Annotated in this window: 3 protein-coding genes; all 3 read right to left on the reverse strand. The window is 39.1% G+C overall.

Features of this window, described 5'->3' with window-relative positions; translation table 11 throughout:
- Positions 1-125: 125 nt before the first annotated feature.
- Positions 126-2,081, reverse strand: coding sequence for an OmpA family protein (locus ULVI_RS15225; RefSeq protein WP_068593676.1), 1,956 nt, complete (start codon positions 2,079-2,081; stop codon positions 126-128).
- 21 nt (positions 2,082-2,102) lie between these two features.
- Positions 2,103-3,044: a PorP/SprF family type IX secretion system membrane protein gene (locus ULVI_RS15230; RefSeq protein WP_082830898.1), complete on the reverse strand. Its 942-nt coding sequence runs from the start codon at positions 3,042-3,044 to the stop codon at positions 2,103-2,105.
- Between the two features lie 58 nt (positions 3,045-3,102).
- Positions 3,103-7,668, reverse strand: a 4,566-nt coding sequence (locus ULVI_RS15235) for a tandem-95 repeat protein (protein WP_157632649.1), incomplete at its 5' end; no start/stop codon positions are given.

Consider the following 7,668-nt stretch of genomic DNA (forward strand, 5'->3'; position numbering starts at 1 on the left):
TGATACGCCTGGATTATGTGCAGATTGTTAAGATAACAACATAACTGACTAGCTAACTGAAAAAAGGTCGCCCGTAATGGGCGACCTTTAAAAAATCTACTTAATTAAAAGTAGCGGGGGGAATATTATTTTGCAACAATAATGAATTCTGAACGTCGGTTTTGTTCGTGTTCTGCTTTAGAACATTTTACACCATTACTGCAACGATTTTTTAATTGTGTTTCTCCATACCCTCTTCCGTTTAAACGGGACGCATCGATACCACCATTTCTTACAATATAGTTTACGGTTGATTTTGCTCTTCGGTCGGACAGTTTTTCGTTATAAGCATCACTTCCACGGCTGTCTGTATGCGACCGTACATCTACCTTTACAGTAGGATATTGTTTCATATAAGCAATCACCTTTTGGAGTTCTGCTGCTGCATCGGGACGAATATTACTTTTATTAAGATCGAAATTGATAGGATTTAAATCTAGTAATACAAAAAGGTCTTCTCCAATATTATCTTGGGTGATTACAACGTTAACAACTGGAGTCATATACAGTGTTTCTTTAATAGCTACCTCTGCTTCAGAAGTGGTTACCAATGCCTTTTCGGCGGCTTCATATTCTTGCTTTTCAGAACGAAGCATATAGGATGTATCACACGTTACTTTTCCGAAGGTAAACATTCCTTTTTCATCGGCTGTAACTTGTGCTACTTGAGCGCCTTTATCATCTAACAACGTAACGGTCGCTCCACCAAGTACTTCTTTCGATTTTTCATCTCTAACGGTTCCTGAAAGATCCTGCTGACAAAGTTTTACGAGCGGTTTCAGTTGCACCAAAGAATAAATATCATCTCCACCTTTTCCACCTTCACGGTTTGAAGCAAGATACCCTGTATTTGTGTTTTCATCGATCACGAACGAAAAATCGTCTTTAGGAGTATTTACCGGTTTACCAAGGTTGTAAGCGGCTCCGAATGTATTAGTTGCGTTTGCTTCAGAAACAAAAATATCTAATCCTCCTAAGCCAACATGCCCGTCTGAGGCAAAGTATAAATGTCCCTTTTCAGAAATAAAAGGAAATGTTTCTCTTCCCTCGGTGTTGATTGTATTTCCCAATCGTTTTGGCGTATCAAAACCATCACCTATAATGGCAACACGATATAAATCTGACATTCCTAAACTTCCAGGCATATCGCTTGCAAAATAAAGTGTTTTCTCATCTGGACTTAATGCAGGATGCGCCACCGAATATTGATCGCTATTAAAGGGTAATTCTTCAACATTCCAATCGTTGTTTGTTTTGGTGGCCCGATACAGTTTTAGTCTGTTTACCCCTTCACTGTCTTTTTTAAGATCACTCTTGGTATAGTTATTACGAGTAAAATATACTGTTTCACCATCTTTTGTAAATACTGCCGTAGATTCGTGATATCGGGTATTAATTTTAGAACTGAATTTTTCTACTGAAGTCGTTGCAGTATCCTTTGTATTTGTAACAAACAAGTCTAGAAAAGGTTGCTCGTTCCATTCATGAATGCGTTTAGAAGCCCAGCTTTTATCTCTATTTGAAGCAAACACCAATTGATCTCCGTAGATAGAAGGAGCAAAATCTGAAGCTGCCGAATTTACAGAAAGATTTGCAAGCTCGAACCTCCCAGAATTCGCTTCGATCTCTTCTAGATAATTTCGTTCGTTTACGTATAATGAGACACGTTCATCTACAGGTTTCGCTTTGTTAAGCTTTTCCATTATTTTGTTAGATGCCTCGTATTGTTTTGTACTTTTTAATGATTGGGCGTACCGGTACAAATAATCGGGATTGGTACTTTCAGCGAAATCGAAAAGTTTTCCGTACCAAGCAGCGGCATTCGTATAATCGGCAATATTATAGTAGGAATCCCCTAATTTTCGAAGGGTTTCTTCTGAAAAATCTCCTGCTTCAGTAGCTTTTAAATAATGTTGAATCGCCTCAATATAAGACAGGTTATAAAAATCTTTATCTCCTTTTTCAACATCCTTCTGCTGTGCCATCATAGTTGAAACAGCTAGCAGTGAGAAGACCAAATATATTTTAAATGAATAGTTCATGTTGTGTAGTATTTTTGGGGATTAAAAGAATCTTGGCGACACCATTTTGTTGTTTCGGTTAAAGAGTTCGTACCGTAGAAAAAGTTCGTAAGAACCATCATTGAACTGCTGTAACTCTGTTGTTTCACGATCGTAAGCGAACCCAAGCATAAATTTGTCTGAGATCTGAAAACCAATCATTCCACTAAAGGCGGCACTCCATCGATACGCAGCACCCAAGGTTACTTTTTCTTTAATTAAAAAGTTAGCTGAAAGGTCTACTTGCAAAGGTGCTCCATTTACAAGTTTTACTAATCCGGCAGGTTTAAATTTTAAATCGTTATTAAGGTCGAATGTATATCCGGTCATTAAATAATAATTTACTCTTTCGGTTCGCAAAGAACTAGAATTAAGATCTTCTCCTCCATTATCGAAGTGTTCGGTATCTAGTAAATTAGGAGCACTTAATCCTAGGTAAAATTTATTCGTATAGTAATAAGCCCCTACCCCTACTTGCGGAGAAAATCGATTGTCGATGTTAATTTCTTCAGATATTGTGTTATTCTCAGCACCTGTGTTGGCACGATTACTATCCACATCAAGCAAATGAGCCCCTCCTTTTACTCCCAAAGCCAATCTTCCTTCTCTAGACGTTTTTACGGTATAACTAAAGTCAATATCGACGTAGGTTTCGTTTGTAATAAAGATCTCATCGTTTACAATATTTAGCCCCAAAGCCACATTTTTACCTACAGGGGAATGTAAAGAGACGGTTGCCGTTTTAGGAGCACCTTCAAGACCAACCCACTGACTACGGTATAAACCAACAAAGCTTAATACATCTCTTGATCCAGCATATGCGGGGTTTATGCTTAGTGTATTATACATATACTGCGTGTATTGAGCATCCTGTTGAGCCGAAGTATTAACGGAATACAGGCCAAAAACAAGCAGTATTAAAAGAGTTACGTTTAAATTTTTCATAAGGCTATTCATTTAACCTGTCAAGTCTAACGACTTGACAGGTATAATTTTTGGGGGTTTATTTTCTATTGATATATAATGGACCGGCCAATCGCTTGGACTCCCCGTTACTATCTACATAAGTAATTACATAATAATATGTTCCTACTGGTAGTTGCACATCTTGATCGATGGTTACACGTCCTTCAGACATACCTCTAAAGTATCTGTCTGGTGATGTTCCATAGGCATCAATTCCGTAGACTTTAACTCCCCATCGGTTGTAAATCTCAACTGTATTGTTCGGGAAGTTTTCAATTCCTTGAATAGCGAACACATCGTTCACACCATCTCCATCTGGCGACATAATATCGAACACGATGATAGGATCTGTTTGTGTAAATTCGATATAATCAGGGATTCCATTATTGTTGTCATCTCCTAATTCATCACCATTAAGAATTGTATCTCCATCACAGTCTAATGCTAACCACTCGTCTGATACTGTACTAATATCTTGATTATCTACATTGAAATCACAAGGATCGTTAGAACTTGTATCATCAAGAACTTCATCTTCATTACTTACTCCGTCACCATCACAATCTGCATTATTCCATTCATCTGAAGTTGTCATAGTTTGATTATCAAGAATGAAGCTACATAAATCGTTAGGATCTGTACCATTTAGAAGCTCATCACCATTTGTTACTCCGTCACCATCACAATCTAAGGCTAACCATTCTTCTGAAGGCGTTGTGGTTTGGCTTGCTGTTACAAAGTCACATGGGTCGTTAGGATCTGTTCCGTCAAGTACTTCATCTCCGTTAGTTACTCCATCGCCATCACAATCTGCATCATTCCAAGCTCCGGAAGGATCTAAAGTTTGACTTACAATTAAATAATCACATGGGTCGTTAGGATCTGTTCCATCAAGTACTTCATCTCCATTGGTTACACCATCACCATCACAGTCTAGTGCATCCCATTCGATAGATGTAGTTTCAGTCTGACTTGCAGTTACAAAATCACAAGAGTCGTTAGGGTCTGTTCCGTCGATAATTTCCTGACCATTGGTCACTCCATCTCCATCACAATCTAAAGCTAACCATTCATCGGATGGTGTTTCTGTCTGGCTTGCAGTTACAAAACTACAAGAGTCGTTAGAATCTGTTCCGTCGATAATTTCCTGACCATTGGTTACTCCATCACCGTCACAGTCTAAAGCTAACCATTCATCTGAAGGTGTTTCTGTCTGACTTGCAGTTACAAAATCACAAGAGTCTTGTGGATCGGTTCCATCAATTACTTCTTGACCATTGGTTACTCCGTCGCCATCACAGTCTAACGCATTCCATTCATCGGATGTTGGTACTGTTTGGTTAAGTGTGATAAAGTCACATGAATCGTTTGGATCGGTTCCTGCTGAAATTTCAACACCGTTTACAACACCATCACCATCACAGTCTAATGTGTTCCATTCGTTAGAAGGTGTTTCTGTTTGGCTTGCAGTAATGAAGTCACATTGATCATTTGGATCTGTTCCATCAATTACTTCCTGTCCATTTGTTACACCATCGCCATCACAATCTAAAGCTAACCATTCATCTGAAGGTGTTTGCGTTTGACTCGTAATATCGAATGAACAACTATCATCAGGGTCTGTTCCGTCGGCTATTTCATCTTCATTAGTTACACCATCACCATCACAATCGTTGGTTGGTATATCTAAACACTCTCCCACCACAATGATTGCTGTTGCTGTATCACAATTTGATGGATCTGCAATCTCGCAAATTGTATAAGTGATCGTATATGTTCCTGCAGGGGTTCCTGCTGGTACAATTACATTCCCGTCTGCATCAATTGTTGCACCCGTTAAACCACCATTATCATCTAATGTTATAGTGATGTCGTCATCATTTACTGCCACACCATTTAAGGTATCATTTTCAGTAACATCTCCAGCGATTCCACCTGCATCTCCGTCTACCGGAGTTGCACTGTAATCATCTTCAACTGCATCGATATCGATTTCTTCTTCAAGCACAGTAATAGTCACGGTAGCAATATCACAGATCACTGGAGTACCATCGTCACATACTTGATATTCGAAAGTATCTGTTCCATTGAAACCAGGGTTAGGAGTATATGTTACCTCTCCAGTCACAGGGTCTACTGTTACTGTTCCGTTAGTAGGTGGAGTTACGATCGTTACTGTTGTAGGATCGATCATTCCATCTAGATCGGTATCATTTGCTGTAACATCGATAACAACATCTGTATCTTGAGTTGTAGAAGCTGTATCATCTTCAGCAATAGGTCCATCGTTTATTGGGTCTACTGTAACGGTTACCGTAGCGGTGTCGCAAAGTACCGGAGTACCATCGTCACAAACTTGATATTCGAAAGTATCAGTCCCACTAAAGTTAGGATTAGGAGTATATGTTACTTCTCCCGTTACAGGATCTACAGTTACTGTTCCATTTGTTGGTGGAGTTACGATCACAACAGTTGTAGGGTCTATTTCACCATCAATATCTAGATCGTTCTCGGTTACATCGATAATAACATCTGTATCCTCGTCGGTAGAAGCTGTATCATCTTCAGCAACCGGAGCATTATTTACTCCTCCTATTGTTACCGTTACAGTCGCAATATCACAAATTACAGGAACACCATCATCACACACTTGATATTCGAACGTATCTGTTCCACTATAACCAGGATTTGGAGTATATGTTACTTCACCAGTCACAGGGTCTACAGTTACTGTTCCATTAGTTGGAGCAGTTACAATGGTTACTGAGGCAGGATCTATCGTTCCATCAATATCAGTATCGTTTGCTGTTACATCTATAACTACTGGAATATCTTCATTAGTATTTGCTGTGTCGTCTGTAGCTTCTGGACCATCATTAACAGGGTTTACTGTTACAGTCACTGTTGCTATATCACAAATTACAGGGACTCCATTATCACACACTTCATATTCGAAAGTGTCTGTTCCACTAAAGTCTGGATTTGGAGTGTATGTTACTTCTCCTGTTACAGGGTCTACTGTTACCGTTCCGTTAGTAGGAGCAGTTACAATTGTTACCGTAGTTGGATCGATAGTTCCATCTATATCAGTATCATTTGCTGTTACATCGATAGCTACTGTTGTATCCTCATCGGTGGTCGCCATATCATCTATAGCTTCTGGACCATCATTATCAGGATTTACCGTTACCGTTACTGTCGCTGTATCACAAATTACAGGAGTACCATCATCACACACTTGATACTCGAATGTATCCGTTCCTACAAAATCAGGGTTTGGAGTATACGTTACTTCACCTGTTACAGGGTCTACTGTTACAGTACCGTTTGTTGGTGCTGTTACTATAGTTACTGTAGTAGGATCGATCGTTCCGTCTAGGTCTGTATCGTTTGCTGTTACATCAATATCTATTGGAGTATCTTCATTTGTCGTCGCAATGTCATCTGTAGCTTCAGGACCGTCATTAACAGGATCAACTGTTACAGTCACTGTCGCTGTATCACAAATTACAGGGACTCCATTATCACACACTTCATATTCAAAAGTATCTGTTCCACTAAAGTCTGGATTTGGAGTATATGTTACTTCTCCAGTTACAGGGTCTACTATTACCGTTCCGTTAGTAGGAGCAGTTACAATTGTTACCGTAGTTGGATCTATATTCCCATCAATATCAGTATCATTATTTGTTACATCTATAACTGCTGGGGTATCTTCCGTAGTAGTTATTGCATCGTCTTCTACAACAGGTCCATCATTTACAGGAGTTACATTAATATTTAATGTACTAGTATCTTCACCTCCATTACCATCACTAATTGTGTAAAGTACTTCAGGAACTGGTCCATTATAGTTTTCAGCAGGAATAAATGTATAACTACCATCATCATTAATAGTAAGGTCTCCTTCAGTTAACGAAACTGTAGTTCCAGGAACATATGATGTTCCATTTACCTCAAACGCAGTAACACTTAACATATCTTCAACATTAGGATCTGTATCGTTACTTAACAGACCAGAAGCTGCATCCACTACTAAAGGAGTATCCTCTAATGTACTATTGGTATCAGGATTTGCTGTTGGCGGTAAGAATGTTCTTGGAACAGTCACCGTTACTGTTGCTGTATCACATAATACTGGAATTCCGTCATCACAAATTTGGTATTCGAACGTATCGGTTCCTGTTACAAAATCAGGATTCGGAGTATATGTAATTGTACCATCTTCATTTACTACTACCGTTCCATTTGTTGGATTGGTTATGATCGTAACATTAGCTGGATTGATCGGGCTGTCGATATCACTATCATTTGTTAATACAGGGATGATTACATCAACACCAGGATCTGTTGTTGAGACATCATCGGTTGCAATTGGTGCATCATTAATAGGATCTACCGTTACTGTTACTATAGCGGTATCACAAACTACTGGAGTACCATCATCACACACTTGATATTCGAACGTATCTGTTCCTACAAAATCAGGGTTTGGAGTATATGTTACCTCTCCTGTTACAGGGTCTACTGTTACTGTTCCATTGGTTGGAGGCGTCACAATTGTTACTGTAGTTGGATCGATAGTTCCATCGATATCAGTGTC

It is taken from the genome of Cochleicola gelatinilyticus, assembly GCF_001637325.1.
GTDB lineage: Bacteria > Bacteroidota > Bacteroidia > Flavobacteriales > Flavobacteriaceae > Cochleicola > Cochleicola gelatinilyticus.

Excerpts from the sequence above, each read along its gene's own strand:
- ULVI_RS15225 (WP_068593676.1), bottom strand. The coding sequence starts at position 2,081 with ATGAACTATTCATTTAAAATATATTTGGTCTTCTCACTGCTAGCTGTT.
- ULVI_RS15230 (WP_082830898.1), bottom strand. The coding sequence starts at position 3,044 with ATGAAAAATTTAAACGTAACTCTTTTAATACTGCTTGTTTTTGGCCTG.